This window comes from Klebsiella sp. WP4-W18-ESBL-05 (genome assembly GCF_014169075.1).
Classification (GTDB): domain Bacteria; phylum Pseudomonadota; class Gammaproteobacteria; order Enterobacterales; family Enterobacteriaceae; genus Kluyvera; species Kluyvera ascorbata_B.
In genome coordinates this window covers 2,927,987-2,950,482 of the sequence record NZ_AP022057.1, presented here as the reverse complement: position 1 = coordinate 2,950,482, position 22,496 = coordinate 2,927,987, and the positions used below count along the sequence as shown (strand labels likewise).

Annotated in this window: 19 protein-coding genes; 11 read left to right on the top strand and 8 right to left on the bottom strand. The window is 54.9% G+C overall.

The features are described from left to right. Positions 1-202: 202 nt before the first annotated feature. Entirely contained in the window at positions 203-1,852 is a 1,650-nt protein-coding gene (gene fumA / locus H7R58_RS14295; protein WP_182930378.1) for a class I fumarate hydratase FumA, read from the bottom strand. A gap of 56 nt (positions 1,853-1,908) precedes the next feature. Continuing rightward, on the bottom strand, positions 1,909-3,423 hold the full coding sequence (locus H7R58_RS14290; RefSeq protein WP_187143850.1) for an anion permease: 1,515 nt from the start codon (positions 3,421-3,423) through the stop codon (positions 1,909-1,911). Positions 3,424-4,051: 628 nt separating this feature from the next. On the opposite strand from H7R58_RS14290, the gene H7R58_RS14285 reads away from it, so the two are divergent. Together H7R58_RS14285 and H7R58_RS14280 are read left to right on the top strand one after the other, a co-directional pair. Further along, on the top strand, positions 4,052-6,856 hold the full coding sequence (locus tag H7R58_RS14285; protein ID WP_182930379.1) for a flavocytochrome c: 2,805 nt from the start codon (positions 4,052-4,054) through the stop codon (positions 6,854-6,856). A 79-nt stretch (positions 6,857-6,935) separates the two neighbouring features. After that, positions 6,936-7,901: an FAD:protein FMN transferase gene (locus tag H7R58_RS14280; RefSeq protein WP_106929989.1), complete on the top strand. Its 966-nt coding sequence runs from the start codon at positions 6,936-6,938 to the stop codon at positions 7,899-7,901. On the opposite strand, the gene dcuR is transcribed toward H7R58_RS14280, so the two are convergent. Continuing rightward, entirely contained in the window at positions 7,882-8,601 is a 720-nt protein-coding gene (gene dcuR / locus H7R58_RS14275; RefSeq protein WP_182930381.1) for a two-component system response regulator DcuR, read from the bottom strand. The two genes, H7R58_RS14280 and dcuR, sit on opposite strands and share 20 nt — an antisense overlap. Then, positions 8,598-10,217 carry a sensor histidine kinase gene (locus H7R58_RS14270; protein ID WP_106929985.1) on the bottom strand — a complete coding sequence of 540 codons (1,620 nt, stop codon included), beginning with the start codon at positions 10,215-10,217 and terminating at the stop codon, positions 8,598-8,600. Before H7R58_RS14270 ends, dcuR begins: the two co-directional genes overlap by 4 nt. A gap of 168 nt (positions 10,218-10,385) precedes the next feature. Here H7R58_RS14270 and H7R58_RS14265 point away from each other — a divergent pair, with 168 nt between their 5' ends. Next, positions 10,386-11,282, top strand: coding sequence for an N-acetylmuramic acid 6-phosphate etherase (locus H7R58_RS14265; RefSeq protein ID WP_106929983.1), 897 nt, complete (start codon positions 10,386-10,388; stop codon positions 11,280-11,282). Between the two features lie 50 nt (positions 11,283-11,332). On the opposite strand, the gene ompC is transcribed toward H7R58_RS14265, so the two are convergent. Beyond that, positions 11,333-12,520, bottom strand: coding sequence for a porin OmpC (gene ompC / locus H7R58_RS14260; protein ID WP_182930382.1), 1,188 nt, complete (start codon positions 12,518-12,520; stop codon positions 11,333-11,335). Positions 12,521-13,234: 714 nt separating this feature from the next. On the opposite strand from ompC, the gene drpB reads away from it, so the two are divergent. Genes drpB through H7R58_RS14240 form a run of 4 tightly spaced genes read left to right on the top strand, consistent with a single transcriptional unit; the run spans position 13,235 to position 16,220 of the window. After that, positions 13,235-13,516, top strand: coding sequence for a cell division protein DrpB (gene drpB, locus H7R58_RS14255; RefSeq protein ID WP_106929979.1), 282 nt, complete (start codon positions 13,235-13,237; stop codon positions 13,514-13,516). A gap of 44 nt (positions 13,517-13,560) precedes the next feature. Continuing rightward, positions 13,561-14,268, top strand: a complete 708-nt coding sequence (locus H7R58_RS14250) for a phosphohydrolase (RefSeq protein WP_182930383.1) — start codon at positions 13,561-13,563, stop codon at positions 14,266-14,268. Between the two features lie 55 nt (positions 14,269-14,323). Next, positions 14,324-15,745 carry a DNA cytosine methyltransferase gene (locus tag H7R58_RS14245; protein WP_182930384.1) on the top strand — a complete coding sequence of 474 codons (1,422 nt, stop codon included), beginning with the start codon at positions 14,324-14,326 and terminating at the stop codon, positions 15,743-15,745. Continuing rightward, a complete protein-coding gene (locus tag H7R58_RS14240) occupies positions 15,726-16,220 on the top strand; it encodes a very short patch repair endonuclease (protein ID WP_182930385.1) in 495 nt (164 codons plus the stop codon). The genes H7R58_RS14245 and H7R58_RS14240 overlap by 20 nt, the downstream gene beginning before the upstream one ends. On the opposite strand, the gene yedA is transcribed toward H7R58_RS14240, so the two are convergent. Further along, positions 16,195-17,106, bottom strand: a complete 912-nt coding sequence (yedA, locus tag H7R58_RS14235; RefSeq protein WP_106929971.1) for a drug/metabolite exporter YedA — start codon at positions 17,104-17,106, stop codon at positions 16,195-16,197. The two genes, H7R58_RS14240 and yedA, sit on opposite strands and share 26 nt — an antisense overlap. A 177-nt stretch (positions 17,107-17,283) precedes the next feature. Between yedA and H7R58_RS14230 the strand changes: the two genes are divergently transcribed. The 3 genes from H7R58_RS14230 (at position 17,284) to dgcQ (ending at position 20,260) form a co-directional block, all read left to right on the top strand. Next, positions 17,284-18,186 carry a DUF808 family protein gene (locus H7R58_RS14230; protein WP_146145738.1) on the top strand — a complete coding sequence of 301 codons (903 nt, stop codon included), beginning with the start codon at positions 17,284-17,286 and terminating at the stop codon, positions 18,184-18,186. 73 nt (positions 18,187-18,259) lie between these two features. Beyond that, a complete protein-coding gene (locus H7R58_RS14225; protein WP_182930386.1) occupies positions 18,260-18,439 on the top strand; it encodes a YodC family protein in 180 nt (59 codons plus the stop codon). A gap of 117 nt (positions 18,440-18,556) precedes the next feature. Next, positions 18,557-20,260 (top strand): cellulose biosynthesis regulator diguanylate cyclase DgcQ, encoded by a 1,704-nt coding sequence (dgcQ, locus tag H7R58_RS14220; protein ID WP_227674194.1) that lies wholly within the window; start codon positions 18,557-18,559, stop codon positions 20,258-20,260. A 317-nt stretch (positions 20,261-20,577) separates the two neighbouring features. On the opposite strand, the gene H7R58_RS14215 is transcribed toward dgcQ, so the two are convergent. Continuing rightward, a complete protein-coding gene (locus tag H7R58_RS14215; protein ID WP_182930388.1) occupies positions 20,578-20,784 on the bottom strand; it encodes a YodD family protein in 207 nt (68 codons plus the stop codon). A 64-nt stretch (positions 20,785-20,848) separates the two neighbouring features. Further along, the gene (locus H7R58_RS14210) at positions 20,849-22,069 is read right to left on the bottom strand and encodes an ISL3-like element ISKox3 family transposase (RefSeq protein WP_000343760.1); all 1,221 of its coding nucleotides are present in this window, start codon (positions 22,067-22,069) and stop codon (positions 20,849-20,851) included. A gap of 210 nt (positions 22,070-22,279) precedes the next feature. Between H7R58_RS14210 and dsrB the strand changes: the two genes are divergently transcribed. Next, entirely contained in the window at positions 22,280-22,468 is a 189-nt protein-coding gene (gene dsrB / locus H7R58_RS14205) for a protein DsrB (RefSeq protein WP_181358039.1), read from the top strand. The last annotated feature ends 28 nt before the right edge of the window (positions 22,469-22,496 follow it).

Sequence of the window (22,496 nt, the reverse complement as noted above, 5' to 3'; positions counted from 1 at the left end):
AAGTGATGAGATCGCATTTTTCACCCTGAGGGGGAAATATTCCCGAACGGAGGCATTATCGAGGCTAGAGGAGGGTAATGCGTGCTGAGTGGCTTATGGCTAGCTTTGTATTCGAAACAGCCCGCCGACGTACATGATGTGTCGTCGGCGGGCTGTGATTGTTGAGCAGAACACGACAGCCCCTTAATCGAGGCTGTGTTGCTTATCGCTGAGCGCAACCTGCGCACTGTTTATTCTGAATCTGCTGGAAGAAGTCGTTGCCTTTATCATCCACCAGGATAAAGGCCGGGAAGTTTTCGACTTCAATTTTCCAGATAGCTTCCATGCCCAGCTCAGGATAGGCCACGCATTCCAGACTCTTAATGCTGGTTTGCGCCAGTACCGCTGCCGGGCCGCCGATGCTGCCCAGGTAGAAACCGCCGTGTTTGTGGCAGGCGTCGGTCACCTGCTGGCTGCGGTTGCCTTTGGCCAGCATCACCATGCTTGCGCCGTGAGACTGAAGCAGATCGACATACGAGTCCATACGGCCCGCGGTGGTTGGGCCCAGGGAGCCGGAGGCATAGCCTTCCGGTGTTTTCGCCGGACCCGCATAGTAGATCGGATGGTCTTTCACGTACTGCGGCAGGTCTTCGCCGTTATCGAGCAGTTCTTTAAGCTTCGCGTGTGCGATATCGCGGGCAACAATGATGGTGCCGTTAAGCGACAGGCGGGTAGACACAGGATGTGCAGAAAGCTGGGCTAAAATGTCGCTCATCGGCTGGTTGAGGTTAATGCTGACCGCATTGCCTTCACCTTGCTGGCGCAGCGCTTCCGGGATGTACTGCCCCGGATTGTGCTCCATTTTTTCAATCCAGATGCCGTCGCGGTTGATTTTCGCTTTGATATTACGGTCGGCAGAGCAGGAGACGCCCATGCCGATTGGGCAGGACGCACCGTGACGCGGCAGACGAATCACGCGAATGTCGTGGGCAAAGTATTTGCCGCCAAACTGCGCGCCGAGGCCGAGGTTACGGGCTTCTTCCATCAGTTCTTGTTCCAGCTTCACGTCGCGAAACGCCTGACCGTACTCGTTACCTTCGGTTGGTAAACCGTCGTAGTAGCGGGTGGAGGCCAGCTTGACGGTTTTCAGCGTGGATTCTGCGGACGTGCCGCCGATGACAAACGCAATGTGGTAGGGCGGGCAGGCTGCCGTGCCGAGGGTGCGCATTTTCTCGACGAGGTAGTTTTTCAGCTTCGCCGGGGTGATCAGCGCTTTGGTTTCCTGATACAGATAGGTTTTGTTGGCTGAGCCGCCGCCTTTGGCGATGCACAGGAATTTGTACTCGTCGCCGTCAACGCTGTAGAGGTCGATCTGCGCCGGCAGGTTGGTGCCGGTGTTGACTTCTTTATACATATCCAGCGCGGCATTCTGTGAATAGCGCAGGTTGTCTGAGATATAGGTGTTGTACACGCCCTGGGACAGCGCAGCTTCGTCGCCGCCGCCGGTCCAGACGCGCTGGCCTTTTTTGCCCATGATGATCGCGGTGCCGGTGTCCTGACAGGTTGGCAGAATACCTTTTGCGGCGATTTCGGAGTTGCGCAGGAACTGCAGCGCGACGTATTTATCGTTCTCGCTGGCTTCCGGGTCGTTAAGAATGGCGGCGACCTGTTTCTGGTGCGACGGGCGCAGCATAAACGCCGCGTCGTGGAACGCCTGTTGAGCCAGCAGGGTCAGCGCTTCGGGGGCAACTTTCAGCACTTCCTGGCCGTCAAATTCGGCCACGGAAACGTGTTCATGGCTCAGCAGGTAGTATTCGGTATCGTCGTGCGACAGCGGGAAGGGGTCCTGGTAGACAAAAGGTTTGTTTGACATAGCTCTTCACTCCATAAAAATAAAACCGCCGGAGGTTGCCCACCGACGGTTATGAATCAGAACATCATAGACATCCACGGGTAGCCGATAAGCAGCAGGGCCGCCAGGAAGATACCGCCAAAGATGGTGCCGAGGCGCCAGTAATCTTTGGTTGGCAGGTAGCCGCTGCCGTAATAAATCGGGCTGGGGCCGGTACCGTACGGGGTGATGATCCCCATGATACCCAGCGAGGTCACCATCAGCAGCACGAAGACTTCCATATTCATGCCAGGGATCGTGGAGGCGATGGTCAGCATCGCAGGCAGCAGCGCGGTGGTGTGCGCGGTGGTGCTGGCAAACAGGTAATGCAGCAGGTAGAACGCCAGCAGCAGGACGATGGTCGCGACGCCCGGCGAGATGCCGCTCATCAGCATGCCGCCTTCTTTACCCAGCCAGCCGATAAAGCCGGTAGAGGAGAGACCGTCGGCCAGCGCGACGAGGGTGGCAAACCAGACAAAGGTGTTCCAGGCGGCTTTGTTGCCGGTAATGTCGTTCCACTCCAGTACGCCTGTCCACAGCATCAGGCCGATAATCAGCAGAGCGGCCATGGCCGGCTCAATCCACGCGGCGGCGAAGATCCACATCATCAGCGCACAGCATACGAAGACCAGCAGCAGAATTTCATTGCGTGACAGTTTGCCCAGTTTTTCCAGTTCACGAGAGGCCCACAGCGGCACTTCATCGTTAACCTTCACTTCCGGTGGGTAGAACCAGTAGGCCAGCAGCGGCATGGTGAGGATCAGCAGCACGCCCAGCGGCAGGAAGGCGATGAACCAGGTGCCCCAGGAAATGTTAATGCCGACGATACTTTTCACCAGCGCCAGCGCCAGCAGGTTAGGTGCCAGAGCGGACAAGAACATTGAGCTGGTGATACAGGCTGCGGTAATCGCCACCCACATCAGATAAGAACCAATTTTACGAGCGCTGGGATCGTTGGGTTTTGAACCGTACAGCGGCGGCAGGTTGGCGATAATCGGATAGATGGTCCCGCCGCTACGCGCGGTGTTGGACGGCGTGAACGGTGCCAGCAGCAGGTCTGCCAGGGTGATGGCGTAACCAAGCGTCAGGCTGCGACGGCCAAGATATTTGACCAGAATCAGCGCCAGGCGGCGGCCGAAGCGGGTTTTATCATAGCCTGCGGCGAACATGAAGGCGCCGAAAATCAGCCATACGGTGGAGTTCCCGAAACCGCTGACCGCCCATTTAAAGGAGGCACCAGCAAGCTTGAATTTCGGATCGGCCAACTGGTCCGGGCTGAAAAGCACCCACTGGCTGCACAGTGCGATGGCGACCACGCCGGTCAAACCAATCACGGCACCCGGCAGCGGTTCGAAGATCAGGCCGACGATGACGCCGACGAAGATAGCGAAATAGTGCCAGGCGTACGGTGGCAGACCATCAGGCACGGGGACAAAGAGCAACAGCACGGCCACGATAATTGGCAGTGCCATCATCACGAGACGGTTTTTCTTCCCGTCTTTCGGTTTACTCACCGGTGTTGGCGAGGGCGATGTCGCAGATTTCTCGTTCATATTACGCTTCTATAAGTAGTTAATAATTCGATTCGCAAAAACTGCCGCTCTGCTTTTTTTAGTTTTTTTACTTTATTTAGATTTCAAAAGTACTGCAGGCAATTTTGAGTATAGGTCGTTAGCGCTATTTTATTTAGCGCCAACGTGAAAAATTCTTATATTCATATAATGCGCTTTTGAAGGCCATTACAATTGATCGCGATCAAAAAAAGACAATCATGGTGTTATTTTTATGCGAATCAAAATAACCCTGTTGAATTATAGGTTATTTAACGGATAAAACATATTTAATGGTTTATTTTTGAGGTTGGTTAACGATGTTTTTGTAATTTAACTTATTGATTTTATGTGTTTTTATTCTTTCTCATTACTGGTTTGTCCACTGGTTTTTAAGTTATGTGTTCATTGATATTTATTAAAAAATTGTGAATAAAATATAATTTAATTAGTAACACTATGGGGGTATTGGTGTTATTGGTGGGATTAAATAGTTTTATAACTAACGTAATAGCTTTAGTAACTAAAATTATCGCTATATTAATAGCATGATATCGGCATAACAAATAACTCAAATACAGCCCGATCCCGAATTCTGAGATTTTAATTTTAAAGTTTGGAGTTTACTCGTATGAACAACGATCATCGCGTACTTAGCGCTTTTACCTTGCCGAACGGCACCGAGCTGAAAAACCGCCTGTTTATGGCACCCATGACGACCTGCTCGGGTTATTACGACGGTTCTGTCAGCAGCGAACTGATTGAGTACTACCGCGCCCGCGCCGGACGTATCGGTACCATCATCGTCGAGTGCTGCTTTGTGGACGATTTGGGGCTGGCGTTCCCGGGTGCGCTCGGCATCGACAGCGACGACAAAATTGCCGGGCTGGCAAAGATTGCTGAAGCGATCAAATCCAAAGGTTCGAAAGCGCTGCTGCAAATCTACCACGGCGGTCGCATGGTCGATCCGAAACTGATCGGCGGTCGTACGCCGGTGGGCCCTAGCGCCGTGGCCGCGCCGCGTGAGGGGGCCGCCACGCCGGTCGCGCTGACGGCGCAAGAAGTGGAAAGCATGATCGGTAAATTTGGCGACGCCGTTCGCCGCGCCATTCAGGCCGGTTTCGACGGCGTAGAATTGCACGGTGCCAATACCTATTTGATCCAACAGTTTTACTCGCCGAACTCCAACCAGCGCGATGATGAATGGGGCGGTAGCCGCGACAATCGCGCGAAGTTCCCGCTGGCGGTGCTCGACATCACCCACAAAATGGTCCGTCAGTACGCCGACGATGCCTTTATCATTGGCTATCGTTTCTCGCCGGAAGAAATGGAAGTGCCGGGGATCCGCTTTGAAGATACGCTGTATCTGCTGGAAAAACTGGCCGCCCGTGGTCTGGACTACCTGCACTTCTCCGTCGGCGCCACCCTGCGCCCGTCGATTGTTGAAACCAACGACCCCACCCCGCTGATTGAAAAATATGTTGCGATGCGTTCAGAAACGCTGGCGCAGGTGCCGGTGATGGGCGTAGGCGGCGTGGTGAATGCGAGTGACGTTGATAGCGCCATGGACCACGGTTACGACCTCGTTGCCGTCGGCCGCGCCTGCATTGCCTATCCAGACTGGGCCGACCGTATTGCCGATGACCAGACGCTGGATCTGTTTATTGATAGCACCCAGCGCGAAGCGCTGAATATCCCGGAACCGCTGTGGCGCTTCTCGCTGGTTGAAGCGATGATCCGTGATATGAGTATGACGGTTTCCAAATTTAAACCGGGCGTATTCGTGGAAAAAGTACAGGATGAAGCCGGCGAACTGGTGATTAACGTTAGCCTGGAAACCGACCGTATTGCCGATATCGAACTGACCGGGGGTGTCGATCAGGACGTTGAATTCGTGACCAGCTTTGAAGAGATCCGTTCGCGTATTCTTGATGCCAATACCCCGCACGTCGACGCTATTTCGGGCGCGACCAGCCAGAGCGAAGCGGTGAAAAAAGCCGTCTCGAAAGCGATGGTGAAATCCAGCAAAGCGCTGATGGCGGAAGAGAGGGGCGACAACGCAACGCCGAAAGCCTATGACGTTGTGGTGGTTGGCAGCGGCGGCGCGGGCCTCGCGGCGGCAATTCAGGCGCATGACGACGGCGCAAGCGTGTTGATTGTCGAAAAAATGCCGACTATTGGCGGGAATACCATCAAAGCGTCTGCCGGGATGAACGCGGCGGAAACCCGCTTCCAGCGCGTGAAAGGCATTCAGGACAGCAAGGCGCTGTTCTACGCAGAAACGCTGAAAGGTGGCAAAAACAAAAACAACCCAGCGCTGCTGCACCGCTTTGTCGAAAACGCGCCGCAGGCGATCGAGTGGCTGGCCGACCGTGGCATCATGCTGAACGATATTACCACCACCGGCGGTATGAGCATTGACCGTACTCACCGTCCGAAAGACGGTTCAGCCGTTGGCGGCTATCTCATCAGCGGTCTTGTGCGTAACGTCACAAAACGCCAGATTGACGTCATGCTCGACACTTCGGTGGTCGATATTGTGATGGACGGCGGTGAAGTTTCAGCGGTGCGTCTGCTGACCGATGAACAGGAAAACATCACCATTGCAACGCGCAGCATTATCGTGGCGACCGGCGGCTTCAGCGCCAATAGCGAGATGGTAGTGAAATACCGTCCGGATCTAGCGGGCTTCGTGACCACCAACCACAAAGGCGCGACCGGCGGTGGTATTGCGCTGCTGGAACGCATCGGCGCGGGTACGGTGGATATGGGTGAAATCCAGATTCACCCGACGGTAGAGCAAAAAACGTCTTACCTGGTGTCTGAATCCATCCGCGGCGGCGGCGCTATCCTGGTCAATCAGAAAGGGAGCCGTTTCTTTAATGAGATGGAAACACGCGATAAAGTCTCGGCGGCCATTATCGCGCTGCCGGAGCACTACGCGTATATCGTCTTTGATGAACACGTCCGCACCAAAAACAAAGCGGCAGACGAATACATCGCCAAAGGCCTGGTCACCAGCGCCAGTACCGCCGCCGAGCTGGCCGCGAAGCTGGGATTAGACGAGGCGACGTTCCTCGACACGCTGACCCGCTATAACGCAGCGGTAGAAAAACAGGATGACGAAGAGTTTGGCCGTAAAACTGCGCTGCGTGCGCCAATCAATGAAGGGCCGTTCCACGCCATTCAGATTGCGCCGGGCGTTCACCACACGATGGGCGGCGTCACCATCAACACTGAAACCAGCGTATTGAACGTGAACAAACAGGTGATTCCTGGCGCGTTCGCGGCGGGTGAAGTGGTTGGCGGTATTCACGGTGGTAACCGCATTGGCGGAAACGCCGTCGCTGATATTATTATTTTTGGCACACTCGCCGGTCATCAGGCCGCGATGCGCGCGCAGCAGCAGCCTTGGGCGATGCTTGAATCCGCATAATTAACGGATGGCAGAGTCCCGTAGCCCGGCCGAGCGCAGCGACGCCGGGCTATTTCAACTTACATGAAGGGGGATTGGGATGTCAGACAGTACCCGGGTTTACAGCTATTCCGCCGTTCTGATGGGCTCGCCCATTCTGCTAAAACTCTTCGCCCACGACGAGGCGCTGGCCTCCCGCGTTTTTCGCCTGATCAAACAATACGAAGATTTACTTACCGTAAACCGCGCCCAGTCGCAGGTGATGGACATTAACCACGCCGCCGGCCAACATGCGGTGGCCGTCAGCAGCCCGGTCTACGCCCTGATCAAATGCGCCAAAGCCGCCAGTCTGCTGCCGCAGAGCGCGTTTAATCTGGCCATTGGGCCGCTGGTCAAACGCTGGCGTATCGGGTTTCGTGGGGATAGCGTGCCACCGGCGGACGAAATCGCGCGTTTGCTGACGTTAACCGACCCCAGGCAAGTTGTCCTTAACGATGCGGATGAGAGCGTCTATCTGACGCAGCCGGGCATGGAGATTGACCTTGGCGCAATCGCTAAAGGCTACATCGCCGACCGCGTGCGCGACTATCTGCATAAAGAAGGCATCGCGCAGGGGTTAATCAACCTTGGCGGCAACGTACAGACGCTGGGTTCACCGGAAGGCGGTTGGTCCATCGGCCTAAAAAAACCGTTCTCCACTGCTGGCGCGATGATTGGTGCACTCGAGGTGGCGAATAAATCAGTGGTGACATCCGGCGTGTATGAACGTTTTTTTGAGCATAATGGCCATCTCTATCATCATATCCTCGACCCGCGCACCGGCTATCCGCTGGATAACGAACTCGACAGCGTGACCATCATCAGCAGCGATTCTATCGACGGCGATATCTGGACCACGCTGATGTACGGTATGGGGGTGGAGAAAGGCTGCGCGGCCCTGCGGGCAAGGCCGGATATTGAAGCCATTTTCGTTACCAGGACGAAAGAGGTGGTGCTGTCGTCAGCCCACCACTATCGTTTTACGCTGCTGGACAGCGAGTATCGCCTTACTGGCAGTACCGTTTAAGCAGCGCCGACTGTTCCGGCTGCAACCGATAGCGGTAGACCGGGCGGCCGGTGGCGCCATAGTGAATGCTGGTGAAGAGAATATTGATTTGTGCAAGCCAAATCAGATATTTACGACACGATACGCGTGAGATATTCACCGCTTGCGCCAGATCGTCGGTGGAAAACTCGGTCTCAGGGTGGGCGTCAATCCACTGGCACAGGGTACGCAGCGTTTGCGGCGTTAACCCTTTCGGCAGCCGCTTGCTGTCCGCCAACTCCGGCGATCCGCCGTGTAGCAGACGGTCGACATCGGCCTGCTCATAGTACGCGTGGCTCCCCATCAACTGCTTTTTCTCACGCCAGCTCAGCAGCGCTTCTTCAAAGCGCGGAAACTGGAAAGGCTTAATCAGATAATCGACGACGCCATAGCGCAGCGACGTCTGAACGGTGGCGGCGTCGGAGGCGGAGGAGATCATGATAACGTCAATCGCTCGCCCGGCGTTGCGCACTTCCGGCAGCAGATCCAGCCCGTTGTCCTGCTGCATGTAGACGTCCAGCAGAATCAGGTCGATGGCGAGCGTGGCGTCCATGATCTTCTCGCGCGCCTGCTGGAGCGTAGAGGCGATACCGCAGCAGGCAAAGCCGTCAACCCTCTCGATATAGCAACGGTTCAGATCGGCCACCATGGCATCATCATCGACTATTAACACATTAATCACGCGCTGTTCCTCTCGCTGTCCCACGGAATATGTACAAAAAATTGCGTAAACACGCCAGGCTCCGATTCGACGGAAAGCGTTCCGCCGAGGTTTTCCGTCTGCTGGCGGGCCAGAAATAGCCCGACGCCGCGGTTCTCGCCCTTGGTTGAAAATCCTTTATTGAATATCGCATCGATCTGCGCGGGTTCTATGCCCGGGCCATCATCGCTCACTTCGCCGCTAAGCCAGCCGTTCTGGTAGTGTAGCAGCAGGCTGATTTCGCCTTCGCCCAGGCCTGCCATCGCGTCAAGAGCGTTCTCTATCAGATTGCCGAGTACCGTCACCAGCACCGCGACCTGCTCTTCGTTCGGGTTATCCGGTACCAGGCTTTCATCGGCGAGCGTCAGGGTGATGCCTGCATCGCCCGCGCGATTCATTTTCCCCAGCAGGAAACCGGCAATAATTGGTGATTTGATCTTATGCTGCAGCGTGCCGATATCCGCCTGGTAGTTCTGCGCGGTTTGCAGAACATACCCTTCAAGCTTGTCGTAGCGCTTCATATGCAGCAGCCCAAGGATCACGTGGAGTTTATTCATAAACTCGTGAGAATGGGTGCGCAGCGCGTCAATGTAGTTGACCAGCCCGTCCATGCGCTGCATCAGCTGGCTGATTTCGGTTTTGTCGCGGAAGGTACTGATGGCGCCAATCACCCGCTTGTTATTGCGCACTGGCACGGTATTGCACAGCAGCAGTCGGCCATTGCAGCCAATCTCACGGTCGGCGATGGCCGTACCGCTAGCGAGAACGTCTTTAAGATGAGCCAGCAGCGGGGCATGCTGAGCAGCGCCCAGCGCGACGGCCTGCGGTGAAAAAAGAATGTGCCGCGCGGCCTGGTTAATCATTGTTACCCGGCCCTTTGCATCCACGGCGATAACCCCTTCGCGCAGCGATTGCAGCATCGCCTGGCGCTGTTCGAAGAGGCTCGAAATCTCGTGAGGTTCCAGACCAAACAGGATGTTTTTGAGCACCCGCACCAGTCCCCAGATGCCCAGCGTGCCGACCACGGCGCTGAAGAGCACAAACCAGATGGCGTTCCAGCGTGCCGCGCCGATCTGTTCATCCACTTTTTTAAGCGAGATACCGACGATGGCGACGCCAATTTGCTGCTGGCGATCGTTATAAATGGGCGTAAAGACGCGCATGGCTTCCGCCAGAACACCGTGGTTAATCGACAGGTTTTCTTTGCCTTTTAACGCGGGCTGCAGATCGGCACCGATAAAGTGCTGACCAATGAGCTGCGGGTTAGGATGCGAGTAGCGCACGGCGTCCATATTGGTGATCACCGCGTAAAGCAGCCCGTTGCGCTGCTGCACGGCGGTAGCGATGGGCTGAATAATATTCTGTCCCGGCGGCGCGTTAAGCCCGCGCTTGATATCCGGCGAGTCGGCAAGCGTACGGGCAATTGCAAAGGCGGTATCTTCCACACCGGTGCGCGTTGCTTTAGTGATTTGCACGAAATAGAAGGCGTATACCACCAGCAGGACGCAAACAATAACGCTGCATACCATTAGCGTCACCAGCGTGCTGAGCTTTATGGGGCGCTTTTCCTGAGGCGGCGGTTGCGGCATATCGTGCATGAAAACCTTCAATTATCAACGGCAAAAACCTATTATCGCCGATGTATACCATTTCATAAAGCCGTCGCGTCCTGACAATTCCAAACCTTTCTTTGTGACCGCTCTCGCAGCGTTTTCCATACGAAACACTTTAGTATTGCTGAAGAACCCATAATAAGGAGCCCATTTATGAGCATGAAGCTTGCCGGTTCACTCATCGAAAGACGCAGTTCAACAACGGCTGAGATTGACCGACTGTCTACCCGCGATATGTTAAATCTTATCAATCAAGAAGATAAGCTGGTTACTGAGGCCGTCACCCCTTGCCTTGACGATATTACTCGTCTGGTCGACCGGGCGGTGGTGACCCTGGGCCAGGGCGGCCGGGTGGTGCTGATAGGCGCCGGCGCTTCCGGGCGCAATGCGGTGCTGGCCGCTGGCGAATATGCGCCGGATGAGCAACACCCGCTGGTGGGGCTGATTGCCGGCGGCGCGCTGGCAATGCTTCACGATATGCGCGATGCCGCACAGGACTATAACCGTGGCGTGCTGGATCTCCAGGCGATCGGCTTTACGCAAAAGGATATGCTGATTGCGCTGACCGTTGGCGGCAAAACGCCATGGTTGTGGGGGGCGATGCGCCACGCCTGGTCGCTGGGGGCGACAAGGGCGGCAATCACCCGTAATCCGCAGAGTGAGGCCACGGAGCTGGCGGATATCGTGATTGCGCCGCAAACCGGGTCCGAGGTGGTGGCCGGTTACGGCAATCCGAAAGCCATTTTGGCGCAGAAAATGGTGCTCAATATGCTGACCACCGGACTGGCCGTGCGTACCGGGCGGGTGTATAGCAATATGCGTGTGGATATTCGCAATAACACAACCCAAATGGCGGAACGACAGATAGCGATTGTGATGGCGGCGGGCGGCTGTACGCGCACGGTGGCAAAAGCGGCGCTGGAAAGCTGCGACCACAACTGCAAGACGGCGGTGCTGATGGTGCTGACGGGAATGGATGCCTGGAAGGCGCATGCGCTGCTGGCGCAAAATAACGGTTTTGTGCGCGTGGCGCTGCAGGAAGCGCCGTAAACCATAAAGCAGAAAAGCCCGCGTAATGCGGGCTTTATTTTGGTATTCAATTAGAACTGGTAGGTCATGCCTACGCCGACGATGTCGTCGGTAGAGATGCCGTTCGCGCTATAGAACTGAGCATCCGCATCCAGCAGGTTGATTTTGTAATCAACGTAGGTGGAGAAGTTCTTGTTGAAGGAGTAGGTTGCGCCCAGATCGATGTAGTTCACCAGATCCTGATCGGTCAGGTAAGAACCATTGCTATTAGTGTGCACGCCAACGTCAACGCCTTTGGAATAGACCCATGCCAGAGACGGGCGCAGACCGAAGTCGAACTGGTACTGTGCGGTCACTTCGAAGTTCTGCGTTTTGTTGGCAATACCGTCGTCACCAAACGGCGTCATGTTGCGGGTTTCTGCGTACATCATCGCCAGGTAAACGTTGTTGGCATCGTATTTCGCACCGATGGTCCAGACGTCAGCTTTATCGCCGCCTGCGGTTACGCTGCCGTTTTGGCCATTTCCATAGCGATTGTAAACGCCGCGGTAGGCAACCTGATCGTTACTACGGTCAGAGACGCCGTAGGCTGCGCCAACGCTTAAGCCTTCCAGCGCCGGGACGGCGTTGCTGAAATCAAAGGTGGTAGACATGCTGTAGCCGTCGCCGTTCTGGAAACGAACGTCATTATGGCCATTTTTGGTGCCTTCCTGATGATTGGAGCCCGATTCGTTCGCACCCTGGTATTGCAGCGCGAAGTTCCAGCCGTCAACCAGACCGAAGAAGTCGCTGTTGCGATAGGTGGCAACACCGTTGGTACGGCCAACCATAAAGTTATCGGTCCAGGTGTAGGAATCGCCGCCGAATACCGGCAGCATGTCGGTCCAGCCTTCAATATCGTATACGGAGCCGTAGTTACGGCCGTAATCAAAAGAGCCAAAGTTAGCAAACTTCAGGCCGGCAAACGCCAGGCGGTTGAAGGATTTATCGCCGGCACCTTCGGTGTCGTTGGCGTAGGTTTTGTATTCCCACTGGCCGTAGCCAATCAGATCGTTGGTGATCTGGGATTCACCTTTGAAACCGATCTGTGCGTAGGTTTCATCGCCGTCATCGCCAGCATTGTCAGAGAAAGTATGGCGCGCATCCACTTTGCCATACAGGTCAACTTTGTTGCCGTCTTTATTATACATTTCTGCTGCATTTACGGCGCCCGCCATTAATAAAGCAGGAACCAGCAGTGCCAGTGCTTTCATTTTCATTATATTTTCCTTTGCATGATAACGCATGTGAATATAGTAACGTCATCCGGCGTTACGAGTTTGAATACTATATGCGGAGTTCAATTTATCTCACGATATAAATGCAATAAAGTTATATTAAATATTTCAAAATATTTCTTTTATTAACCTGATTATATTAATCCGCATTTGATATTTAAAATATCCATGTTATTCAGTTGGTTATTTGTGTTTTATATGCTTTGTGGGGGTGTGTATTGATGAGGTTTATAATTATTTTTAGGGCAAAAAAATCCCGACTGCACTGGCATACAGTCGGGAAGGTCATAAATATAAAACTTGATGCATAAACAAAAGGCTAATAACGGGAAGAATAATGACATGCCAAAAATAAAAAAGAAAGAACCCTGGTGATATTTTTAATATTACTATAATGAATTAAATAAATTTAATTAAATATTATTTTGTATAAATAAAGACGGTGATGCGTGCGCTGAAATTTTCTACAAAATAGCCCTTCTCACGAAGGGCACGAATAATGCGGCCTGCGAGAATACGCTCGCCGATAGGGCGAAAGGTCATGAGTAAACTTAACGGAGATCAAAACAGCGCCACTTCGTCACCAGGACGACGCACGGGAGACTATCTCACGGCACTTAAATTGCTATAATGTGATTTATGTCACACCATTGGCGTGGCGGTTGTTTGAACGATTGGCGTGATGAGAGTGTTTTTATGGAAGATCGGATTGACCGCGGTCCAGGAGGCAAACTGGCGCTGTGGGTCTTTTACGCGTTTTGCGGCTATTTTGTCTGGGCCATGGGCCACTACATTTGGGTGATCAGTGATGTACAGAGCATCCCAGGGGCAACCATTGACGGTGAAATTGGCTCAACCAGCGGTAAATGGCTTGGCGCACTGCTGGGATTCTTGGTTCTGAGTATCGTCGGCGGCCTGCTGGGAGGGATTGCGTGGTACACGCGTCCGCGCCAGGTTGGGCAGGAAGATGGCCTGTAAACTTGCTATGCTGAGGGGCACGTGTTCACTCAGGCAAATTGAAAATGGATTTAACCGCATGGCAGCAGGACGTTGAGTTCTGGTTTGAAACCCACGAGTTTAGCGGCGATGCCGCGCATGATATTGCCCATGTTCGCCGCGTCTGGCACACCGCGCAGCAGATAGCGCGGGGGCAACCGGCGGATCTGCTCGTCATTCTGCTGGCCAGTTATTTTCACGATCTGGTCAGCCTGCCCAAAAACCATCCGGATCGCGCCCGCGCCTCACAGCTGGCGGCGCAGCAAACGATCGCTATCCTTCAGCGCGATTTCCCGCATTTCCCTCCTGAACGCTACGCCGCCGTTGCCCACGCGATTGCGGCGCACAGCTTCAGCGCTAACGTGCCGCCACAAACCCTTGAAGCACGTATTGTGCAGGATGCCGATCGGCTTGAGGCGTTGGGGGCCATTGGGCTAGCGCGGGTGTTTGCGGTTGCCGGTGCGATGAATACTGCGCTGTTTGACGCCGCAGACCCGTTTGCCGACCGCCGCGCGCTGGATGATAAAGCCTTCGCTCTGGATCATTTTCAGACCAAGCTGCTGCGTCTGCCGGCCACGATGCAGACAGAGAAAGGGCGCGAAATGGCGCAGCAAAACGCCGATTTTCTGGTGCATTTTATGGCGAAATTAAGCGCCGAGCTGGCGGGGGAACCGCAGCGTCTGGATACAGAGATACTGCGGCGATTCGCGCCACAAGAATCTGCCAAACTGTGATAATCTCGATTTTATTGGCGATTTCCTTTTTCTTTTTCTGTATCTGGTCAAATTTATGCAACAACGAGTCTTATCACACGAAGCCGCGCCGCTCGATGAGCCGGATGCTCAGGCGCTGCTGCAGCATATTCTGGAGATTTACGATCTTAAGACCGTTGTCGCCGAGCTTGCCGCGGTTGGCGAGCAGCACTGGAGCCCGGCTATTGTTAAGCGCGTCGTCACGCTCGGGCGGGCCAATACCCGGTTGAGTGAAAATGAGCGTGCGCACCTGGCTTCTCTGCTACCGAAGCCGCCGGCGCATCATCCGCACTACGCTTTCCGCTTCGTCGACCTGTTTGCCGGTATTGGCGGGATCCGCAGCGGCTTTGAAGCCATCGGCGGTCAGTGCGTCTTCACCAGCGAGTGGAATAAGCACGCGGTGCGCACCTATAAAGCCAACTGGTATTGCGATCCGCAGGCACACCGTTTTAACGCTGACATTCGTGACGTCACCCTCAGCGGGCGTGCCGAGGTGAGCGACGCCGAAGCGCAGGCGCATATCCGCGACTGTATCCCGCAGCATGACGTACTGCTGGCGGGCTTTCCCTGCCAGCCGTTTTCACTCGCTGGCGTGTCGAAAAAGAACGCCATGGGGCGCGCGCACGGGTTCGCCTGCGATACGCAGGGAACGCTGTTTTTCGACGTGGTGCGGATCATTGACGCCCGCCGGCCGCCTATTTTTGTGCTGGAAAACGTCAAGAACCTGAAAAGCCACGACAACGGCAAAACCTTCCGTATTATTATGCAGACCCTTGATGAACTGGGCTATGAAGTGGCCGATGCGGCGGACATGGGAGCTGACGATCCGAAAATTATCGACGGTCAGCATTTTCTGCCGCAGCACCGCGAACGCATTGTGCTGGTGGGTTTCCGTCGGGATTCCGCGCTGCATCACGGATTTACCCTGCGCGATATTCCGGCGCTCTACCCGCAGCGACGCCCCACCTTTGGTGAACTGCTGGAGCCGAACGTCGACGCCAAGTTTATTTTGACCCCGGTACTGTGGAAATACCTCTATCGCTATGCCCGCAAACATCAGGAAAAGGGCAACGGTTTTGGCTACGGGATGGTGGACCCGACGCGGGCGACGAGCGTTGCGCGAACGCTGTCGGCGCGCTATTACAAGGACGGTGCCGAGATCCTTATCGATCGTGGCTGGGACCGCGAGCTGGGCGAGAAACACTTTGACGATCCGCACAACCAACAGCATCGCCCGCGACGCCTGACGCCGCGTGAATGCGCTCGGTTGATGGGCTTTGAATCGCCGCAGGGTTACCGTTTCCGTATTCCGGTGTCGGACACTCAGGCCTACCGTCAGTTTGGCAATTCGGTCATTGTTCCCGTTTTTGCCGCCGTCGCCAGGCTGCTGGAGTCGCGTATTTTACAGGCCGTAGAGCAGCGTAAGGCGGAAACAGCCGATGGCGGACGTTCACGATAAGGCCACCCGCAGTAAAAATATGCGCGCCATCCGCGCGCAGAATACGGCTATTGAAAAACGGCTGGCAGGCCTGCTGGAGGGACTGGGCCTGTCCTATCAACCCCAGGATACGAGCCTGCCGGGTCGGCCTGATTTTTCACTGGCTGCGTATCGCTGCGTCATCTTTACCCACGGCTGCTTCTGGCACCATCACGATTGTTATCTATTTACGCTGCCGGCGACCCGAACTGATTTCTGGCGACAGAAAATCGACGCCAACGCGACTCGAGACCTGCGCGATAGAGCAAGGCTGGTGGCGCTGGGGTGGCGGGTGATGGTGGTGTGGGAGTGTGCGCTGCGTGGCCGACACAAGCTTACCGACGACGCGCTCTCTGAAAGGCTGGAGGAATGGATCTGCGGCGGCGAAGGCTGCGCGCAGATCGGTATTCAGGGAATGACGAGCGTCGACGTTACTTTTCTGCCGGGCAGGGCGTAACCGTCGCTTTTGCCGGGAACAGATATTTACCCAGCGTAACCAGCACGACCGCGGCAATAATAATCGCCAGCGCCAGCCATTCGGTGCCGGAGAGATGTTCACCGTTGAAGCCGGTACCAAGCAGTACGGCGACCACCGGGTTGACGTAGGCATAGCTGGTGGCCACCGCAGGCGTTACGTTGCGAATCAGGTACATATAGGCATTAATCGCAATGATGGAGCCGAAAATGGACAGATAGCCCACCGCGAGGAAACCGTGCAGGCTCGGCAGCGTGGTCAAGCGTTCACCGCTGAGCACCGAGGCGAGCATCAGCACAATGCCGGCCGCCAGCATCTCCACGGCACCGGCCATCATGCCGGTCGGCAGCGTAATGCGTGAGCCGTAAACCGAACCGAATGCCCAACTCAGAGAACCAATCAGAATCAGCAGCGCGCCCCACGGGTTGCCGCTCAGGTTGCCGCCGCTGTTCAGCAGGACGATGCCCGCCAGACCGATAGCAATTCCCAGCCACTCCAGTTTACGGGTGGCGATACCAAAAAAACGGCTGAAGCACAGGGTAAACAGCGGCACCGTTGCCACCATCACGGCGGCAATGCCGGAGGGAACGTGCTGGTGTTCGGCGACCGTTACCATACCGTTACCCACGGCCAGCAGCAGCACGCCTATCAGCGCCGCGTTCAGCAGCGGTCCGCGCGCCGGTAAACGGTGCCCGGTGGCCAGCAGGTACGCCATCAGCAGCACGCCCGCCGCCAGAAAACGCACGCCTGCCATCATTAGCGGAGGCCAACTGGCCACCCCAATGCTGATGGCAAAGTAGGTTGACCCCCAAATGATATACAGCGCAAACAGCGCGCCGACCAGCGGTAACAGGTGATTAAAACGCATACTTCCTCACGGCAAAATAGCAAGCAGGCTGATAGTAAACGCCAAAACGACCGTGCTGGCGAGTGCTTTAATTAAGGGCTTGATGTTATATTTGTGTTGCAAATATGTATCTCTTACCTCCGTCGTCATTTTGCTTCATACTTTGTTATCCCTAACAAAAACGGAAGGATGCCGCGAGTGGCAGGAAGTAGCTTATTAACTCTCTTAGATGACATCGCCACGTTGCTGGACGATATCTCGATGATGGGCAAACTGGCGGCGAAGAAAACCGCAGGCGTGCTCGGCGATGATTTATCGCTGAATGCACAGCAGGTCTCCGGCGTGCGGGCGAATCGCGAGCTGCCGGTGGTGTGGAGCGTTGCCAAGGGTTCGCTGCTAAATAAAGTGATTCTGGTACCGCTGGCGCTGTTGATTAGCGCGTTTATTCCCTGGGCGGTGACGCCGCTGCTGATGATTGGCGGGGCCTACCTGTGCTTTGAGGGCGTGGAAAAAGTGCTCCATTCCCTGCATGCGCGTAAACATAAGGACGATGACGCCGCGCGTCAGCAGCGTCTGGAGGCGCTGGCGCAGCAGGACCCCGGCAGCTATGAGCGTGACAAAGTCAAAGGGGCGATTCGCACCGATTTTATTCTGTCGGCGGAAATTGTCGCCATCACGCTCGGCATTGTGGCGCAGGCACCGCTGCTGAATCAGGTACTGATTTTATCCGGCATCGCGGTGCTGGTGACGGTTGGCGTGTACGGCATCGTTGGCGTAATCGTCAAGCTCGATGATATGGGCTACTGGCTGGCTGAGAAGCGCAGCATGCTGGCGCAGGGGCTCGGCAAAGGTCTGCTGGTGGTCGCGCCGTGGCTGATGAAAACGCTCTCGGTCGTCGGGACGCTGGCTATGTTCCTGGTCGGCGGCGGTATCGTGGTTCACGGCGTGGCGCCGCTGCACCATGCTATTGAAGATTTTGCGGCACAGCAGGGCGCGTGGCTAACCATGGTGCTGCCGACGCTGGCGAATCTGGTGCTGGGCTTTATCCTCGGTGCGCTGGTGCTGGCAGGGGTAAATCTGATCGCCAGACTGCGGAAATAATCCGAGTCTGCTACGCAAACCGGGTGCGAATAAGCTAATGTGAAACTGTTTCACCCTGATACCGGAGGCGGTAATGGTCTTTTTGGTCAGTGATGAAGTTCGGCCCAAAAACGGCGGGCCGCGGATGGTGGTAACGGGCTATGCCGGCGGGATGGTTGAATGCCGCTGGTATGATGGTTTTGGCGTCAAACGCGAAGCATTTCGTGAAGATGAGCTGGAGCCCGGCAACATCCGCAAACCACAGCAGACGTAACTTTCGTGTTTACGCCCGGCGTTTTGCCGGGCGTTTTGATGCGCAATGGAGCACCATGAATTATCAGCAGCACAGCGGTCGGGCAGAGGGCAGTGGAATGCGCATCAGGAGGTGGACGTGCGTCCCGTAACCGTCAGTCCGGTGGCGTCCTCAGGATGGTGGGCGCGGCTTTCCCGGCGGATTCGGCCGGAGCGTGTGGTCACTATTTGTTTTGTGGTGGTGCTACTGACCTCCACGCTGCTGACCTGGCGCGAAACCATCGTGCTGGAAGAAGCCTACATTTCCAGTCAGCGCAACAACCTGAAAAATGTGGCCAACGATATGGACGCGCAGCTGCAGTTTAATACCGACAGGCTACTTTTTTTCCGTAACGGTATGGCATCGGCGCTGCAAATTCCGCTGGCCTTCGAGGTGCTACGCACCGCAGAGCTGGAGTTTGAGCATAAGCGCGGGCTTCCCGACTGGCATATTTCGCTCAATAACAACCGTACGCTGCCGCTGTACGGCGTTTCCGATGACTTCGTCGAACATACGAATTTGCTCTCGCGCGACAATGCGCTGCTGGGCAATGAGTTTATGGCCACCATCGAACTTGGCTATCTGCTACGTCTTTCCGCCCTTACGCACCAGCATCTTTCCCGCTTTGAAACCGAAATGCTGTACGTTTCCCGCGCGGGTTTTTACCTGACGACCGAGCAAGGGCATGAAAAGAGCATTACTGAACACTATTACAGCCTGGCAACCAGCCCGTGGTTTATTCAGCAGTCGCAGCGGGATAATCCCAATCGCGGGGTAAAGTGGCGCACCAGCTTCAGCCACGACAAGGTGCCGGTGGCACAGAAAGTCACCGCCGCAGTGCCGCTCGATTACGATAACTACTGGTTTGGCGTACTGGCGATTCAACTTTCGGTGAACGAGATGACCCAGTTTCTGATGCAGTCGGTGGAGGGGGAAGATGAAGGCGAGTACCAGCTCTATGACCGTCGTATGAATCTGATCGCCTCCTCGGAGCAGGATCCGGCTAAACGTACCGTGCTCTCGCAGGAGATTCAGGCGCAGCTGGCGCACGCTTATGAGCACAATAACGAGGGCAGTTTACGCCAGCTTTCGCGCTATATCAGCTGGGAAAAGCTGCGCAATTTTGACGGCGTGCTGCTGCGTATCCACAGTCTCGAAGAGGGGATTCGCGGCGATTTCGGTAGCATCAGTATTGCGCTGACGCTGCTGTGGCTGCTGTTTACCACGATGCTGCTCATTTCGTGGGCGGTGATCCGCCGTATGGTCCGCAATATGTCAACGCTCCAGGACTCCTTAGAATGGCGCGCCTGGCACGATATGCTCACCCGGCTGTACAACCGCGCTGCGCTGTTTGAACGCGCAGGTAAAGCGTTGGCGGCCTGCCAGCAGGCAGGCGAACCGATGTCGGTGATCCAGCTCGATCTGGATCACTTCAAGAGCATCAACGATCGCTATGGTCATCAGGCTGGGGATCGGGTGCTGAGCCATATCGGGCGGATCATTCTTAACAAGGTCCGTAAAACGGATATCGCCGGACGCGTAGGGGGCGAAGAGTTCTGTATTGTGCTGCCAGAAACGTCGCTTGAGCAGGCGAGCGTTATCGCCGAGCGCATTCGGGAGAGCATTTATCGACGGGAGATTTTAATCAGCCGTAACCAGACGCTGCGTGTCAGCGCCTCGTTGGGCGTGTGCAGCAGCGAGGAGCTGCAGCGCTATGACTTTGAACATCTCCAGTCGATTGCCGACAGCCGTCTCTACCTGGCGAAGCAGAACGGGCGTAATCAGGTATGTACGGAAGATTAAGCGATACGTACAATAGTACTAAAATTCATAAATTTAACTTATGGATAAGAAATATAATAAGAAAAGTCTCAAAAAACAAAGCGTGATCGCGATCGCCTCGAATCGCCATCTGATTGATTTATCTCTGTGTTGGGAAGCGCAGCGAGTAAGCATGACTACGAAGTCATACATATTTCTTAGGTGAATAATTCTTGTCATCCGAAATAAACACAGATAATGTTTCATCACGTCAGGTTTCCTGATGTAACGAATATTTCAATGCTTCTTGCTTCGGCAAGGTTGATCCCGACGCAGACGTGTCGGGATTTTTTTTACCGCTAACGCGTCACTTCAGTCACGCTGAAGTCATGAATGTCCAGTTCGAATGCTTCCGCCAGATCGCGCCAGGTGTGGTATTCACGACCGTCCACGCTGACGTGGTGAGGGTCGTTCGACGAACGGTGGATTTCGCTTTCGCTGATTTCATTGATCGCCGCCAGCAGCGCATCTACGTTTACCCCGCGAGGGTCGATTGCTGATTTCATCACAGGTACCCTTTGTTCCTCTCCCTGTATAAGTATGGGTCTTCCCCGATCATGGTGGGAAGGCTCAGAACGCCATATTCAGCTTTCCGTAGTGGAACATCACCCCCAGTTTAAAGCGCTCCCGGTTTCGGTATCCCCTGGCTTTTATCCTCAGCAGCCTGATCTTGCTGTTAAGTGCCTCCGCATTTCCGTTTGAGACACTGTGTCGCATCGCATTCAGGATCCCGTACAGCCTTTTTCCTATCGTTTTCGCGGCATTTTTCATCATGGGAACGTCACTGTTAGCCGCCAGCGCCAACCATCTCTGCCAGTCACTCCGTCTTTCCTCGCTCCATGGCCTGTTCCAGATATCCTTTGCCAGCTCTTTCAGCGCCCAGCACTGGCTCGTCAGCTTCATCTGTGCACGCAGCCACATCAGCTTTTCCTGCCGGGATTCGGTCATCCACTTATCGCTGTACTGCCACAGGAAGCGGGTTCCTTTTGCCTGGTGTCGGCTTTCAACAGGGAGGTGCGGATGTTCATTCTGACGGGTTTTATCAACTACCTCGCCCAGTTGCTTCGCCACATGGAAGCGGTCAAAGGCGATTTTCTCAACCGCACTGGGTAAGTGGATACGCGCTGCTCTTATATAGCCCGCGTTCATGTCCATTGAGAGCGTTTTGATAGCCAGCAACTGCCCATCAGTGAGCGTGCGAAGATAGCCGGCAAGACTCTCTGTGCCGCGATCATCCGTTAAGGCCAGCGCCCGACCATCGCGATCGGAGATCACCGTTATGTAACGATGTCCTTTTTTAAAGGCGACCTCATCCACATTCATATGACGGGCGGATAATGGCTTTTTTATCCGGGCAAGACCTCGCTTAACTGCCCGGGTCATAATGCCGTCAACCGCATTCCAACTGAGCTTAAGTTGCTTCCTGACAGCATCAACGGTGCTGATTTTCAGCCATGAGAGAACGAACGATTCGAATAGCAACGTATACCGGCTTCCGGGGCCAGCCCACGGAACAGGCAACGTCAGGCAGCCATGCTCCGGACACATAATTCGTGGAACATCGGCTTCAACAATAGTGGTGAACTGGCAGGTATCAAGATGGCGCCATTTACGATGACGGTGATCGTGAACAGAACAGGATTTACCGCAGGTCGGACAGGCTAGCCGGGTGTTTTCAGCGATCTCAATAGTGACAGTAACAGAACCGGCATTTTCATCGAGAGAAAGGGACTTTACCTGCCACGGATCGGACAGGTTGAGAATATGAGCGTAGAGGGACTTTTCGTCCATGGCGGTGACCTCTGGCGATTAAATACACCATTATCATGCCTTCAGCCACCACAACAAGGGAAGACCCATAAGTATACATCGGTGGCTGCGGATTGCTCATTTTTTGCGCTATTTTGGGATTGATGGATAATTCACCGGTTGGCAAGCTGGGCCGCTGTCAGCAGGGTGATTTTGTTCTACACTGGGCTAAACCAATCAGGAGAGGCGTTTATGCAAGTTAACGATCGTGTGACGGTCAAGACCGATGGGGGCCCGCGTCGCTCCGGTGTGGTGCTGGCCATTGAAGCGTTCAATGAAGGGACGATGTATCTGGTGGCGCTGGAAGATTATCCGCTGGGTATCTGGTTCTTTAACGAATCGGGCCACCCTGACGGTATCTTCGTTGAGAAAAGCGAATAGCGGCGAATCGTCTGGCGGTAGTCCTACC

Coding starts and splice junctions, on each gene's coding strand:
- fumA (WP_182930378.1), bottom strand. CDS start 1,852: ATGTCAAACAAACCTTTTGTCTACCAGGACCCCTTCCCGCTGTCGCAC.
- H7R58_RS14290 (WP_187143850.1), bottom strand. CDS start 3,423: ATGAACGAGAAATCTGCGACATCGCCCTCGCCAACACCGGTGAGTAAA.
- H7R58_RS14285 (WP_182930379.1), top strand. CDS start 4,052: ATGAACAACGATCATCGCGTACTTAGCGCTTTTACCTTGCCGAACGGC.
- H7R58_RS14280 (WP_106929989.1), top strand. CDS start 6,936: ATGTCAGACAGTACCCGGGTTTACAGCTATTCCGCCGTTCTGATGGGC.
- H7R58_RS14270 (WP_106929985.1), bottom strand. CDS start 10,217: ATGCACGATATGCCGCAACCGCCGCCTCAGGAAAAGCGCCCCATAAAG.
- H7R58_RS14265 (WP_106929983.1), top strand. CDS start 10,386: ATGAGCATGAAGCTTGCCGGTTCACTCATCGAAAGACGCAGTTCAACA.
- ompC (WP_182930382.1), bottom strand. CDS start 12,520: ATGAAAATGAAAGCACTGGCACTGCTGGTTCCTGCTTTATTAATGGCG.
- drpB (WP_106929979.1), top strand. CDS start 13,235: ATGGAAGATCGGATTGACCGCGGTCCAGGAGGCAAACTGGCGCTGTGG.
- H7R58_RS14250 (WP_182930383.1), top strand. CDS start 13,561: ATGGATTTAACCGCATGGCAGCAGGACGTTGAGTTCTGGTTTGAAACC.
- H7R58_RS14245 (WP_182930384.1), top strand. CDS start 14,324: ATGCAACAACGAGTCTTATCACACGAAGCCGCGCCGCTCGATGAGCCG.
- H7R58_RS14240 (WP_182930385.1), top strand. CDS start 15,726: ATGGCGGACGTTCACGATAAGGCCACCCGCAGTAAAAATATGCGCGCC.
- yedA (WP_106929971.1), bottom strand. CDS start 17,106: ATGCGTTTTAATCACCTGTTACCGCTGGTCGGCGCGCTGTTTGCGCTG.
- H7R58_RS14225 (WP_182930386.1), top strand. CDS start 18,260: ATGGTCTTTTTGGTCAGTGATGAAGTTCGGCCCAAAAACGGCGGGCCG.
- H7R58_RS14215 (WP_182930388.1), bottom strand. CDS start 20,784: ATGAAATCAGCAATCGACCCTCGCGGGGTAAACGTAGATGCGCTGCTG.
- H7R58_RS14210 (WP_000343760.1), bottom strand. CDS start 22,069: ATGGACGAAAAGTCCCTCTACGCTCATATTCTCAACCTGTCCGATCCG.
- dsrB (WP_181358039.1), top strand. CDS start 22,280: ATGCAAGTTAACGATCGTGTGACGGTCAAGACCGATGGGGGCCCGCGT.